The 1,698-nt window shown below is 61.1% G+C and carries 3 protein-coding genes and 1 pseudogene; 1 reads left to right on the top strand and 3 read right to left on the bottom strand.

All coding sequences use genetic code 11. The features are described 5' to 3' along the window. The coding region (locus tag AAAB16_RS21055; protein ID WP_340665087.1) for a LysR substrate-binding domain-containing protein at positions 1–347 on the top strand (347 nt) is incomplete at its 5' end. A 189-nt stretch (positions 348–536) separates the two neighbouring features. On the opposite strand, the gene AAAB16_RS21050 is transcribed toward AAAB16_RS21055, so the two are convergent. The 3 genes and pseudogenes from AAAB16_RS21050 to AAAB16_RS21040 all read right to left on the bottom strand — a co-directional run. Further along, entirely contained in the window at positions 537–938 is a 402-nt protein-coding gene (locus tag AAAB16_RS21050) for a hypothetical protein (protein ID WP_340665086.1), read from the bottom strand. A 122-nt stretch (positions 939–1,060) separates the two neighbouring features. Further along, positions 1,061–1,477 (bottom strand): hypothetical protein, encoded by a 417-nt coding sequence (locus AAAB16_RS21045; RefSeq protein ID WP_340665085.1) that lies wholly within the window; start codon positions 1,475–1,477, stop codon positions 1,061–1,063. 129 nt (positions 1,478–1,606) lie between these two features. Then, a pseudogene (locus AAAB16_RS21040) lies at positions 1,607–1,698 on the bottom strand (NAD(P)-dependent alcohol dehydrogenase); the annotation flags it as partial.

The following is a 1,698-nucleotide window of genomic DNA, read 5'->3' as shown; positions in this document are numbered from 1 at the left end:
GCGTGGTATATGGGCGTGGCGATGGCGCGGTGAACCCCTGGTTGTTTTCCGGCGAACATGCAGGCGATCGCGAGCGTCGGGTTCTTCCCGGACGCCTGGCGGTGGGCGATGGCGAAAGTCAGGTGATGGCGGTGGTGGCCGGGCACGGCATCGCGCAACTGCCGCTTTGGCTGGTGCAGCGCGAGCTGGAAACCGGCAGCCTGGTGCAGGTGTTGCCGCACTTGGCGCTGGAAGGGCTACCGATGAACGTGGTGTGGCTAAAAAGCCGCCAGGGCTTGCCCAAGGTCAGCGCGTTACTGGAGGCGCTGGCAACTGCGCTGACACCCTCTGGACGTAGGTTGGGTTGAGCGTAGGTTGGGTTGAGCAGAGCGAAGCCCAACAGGGAGCCCAAACGGCTCCGCGTGTCGATCTAGCTCTATACATCGCAAGACCGACACGCACCGTCCTGTGGACGGTCTGTTGGGCCGGCCCGTGTTGGGCTTCGCCTGCGGCTCAACCCAACCTACGCTCATCGCACGCGGAACGAGCCAACCGCGTTACGCATCGCGTAGCAGGTCGTTGGCGTTGAGCAGGTCGAAGGCGATTTGTGGGGTGTTTTCCAGGCCGCGGCGAATGGCGGCGGGTATCGCTTGGCGGGTTTTGCGGCAGAGGCCAGGCAGTTCATGCACCTGAATGCTGATGCCACGCATGGTGCGCACTTCGTTAAAGCCAGGGCCGATTTCCAGGCGGATGCCTAGCTGCTCTTCCATACGCCTGCACATATGCTGCAGGTCGGCCAGGCTGGCGATACGCTCCAGACGTTCCAGCAATTTGCGCTCTTCCATGCGGGTTAAGCGCACGATCCGCAGGTCGGCATCGACGGCCGTGCGCAGTTGTTCCAAGCCGCAAATGCAGGCGCCCGGTGGGCAGGGTTGGCGGATAGGAAAGGCACTGTTCATGGGCTCCGATCATAGCCAGGCGGCGCGGGCGTTGCCCATGGCTTTTTTGCGGCTTGAAGAACCTTTACTGCAGACAGAACAAGGCCGCCCTGCGGCGGCCTGGTCCGATTCTGTGCAAACCCTCAAGCACGCACAGAAATAGTCGGCTCCGACAGAGCCGGTAGTTGCCCGGGCGAAGCCGGAGCGGGGTTGTCGCTATAGTCGCCTTGACGGCGGTCCTGCTGTTGGTTCCCCTCGCGGGCGACCTCCAGTGGGGTGGGTTGGCTGTCGACTTGGCTGTCACTCGCTACCGCTAAATAGATATCGAGTTGCTTCTGCTGGCTGCTGGCGCTGTACACCTGTGAGGCGGCGTCGCGACGATTCGCTTGGCTCGCGTCAGCATTTTGCTGGCTCAAGGTGACGCGGTCAGCACCGCGGTCGACGGCGGTGTTCACCTCTTCCGGAGTCACGGGAGAGTTTGGCTCTTGCGCCGCTTCCCCTGCTTTTTTGATCACTTGCGTAGACAGGGGCAGGGCGCTGCTGGTGCCTGATATCTGCATAGGACGCTCCTGTGTGATGGGGTTAGGAGAGTCTAATTCAGGCCACGGGCGAGCTTAGATTGAATGGCGATTTGTACCGTTGTGCTTGGTGGAAATGGGTTGCTGCCGACCAATCGATTTGGTCCGGCGTTAACTCAACGAAGCCATATCAATCACAAACCGATAACGCACATCGGAGCGCTCCATGCGCTCAAATGCCTCATTTATCTGGTCCATACGGA

This window comes from Pseudomonas sp., from assembly GCF_037994325.1.
Taxonomy (GTDB): Bacteria; Pseudomonadota; Gammaproteobacteria; order Pseudomonadales; family Pseudomonadaceae; genus Aquipseudomonas.
Note: the sequence above shows the minus strand (reverse complement) of the source record. Positions and strands in the feature narration are given on the sequence as shown.

Excerpts from the sequence above, each read along its gene's own strand:
- AAAB16_RS21050 (WP_340665086.1), bottom strand. The coding sequence starts at position 938 with ATGAACAGTGCCTTTCCTATCCGCCAACCCTGCCCACCGGGCGCCTGC.
- AAAB16_RS21045 (WP_340665085.1), bottom strand. The coding sequence starts at position 1,477 with ATGCAGATATCAGGCACCAGCAGCGCCCTGCCCCTGTCTACGCAAGTG.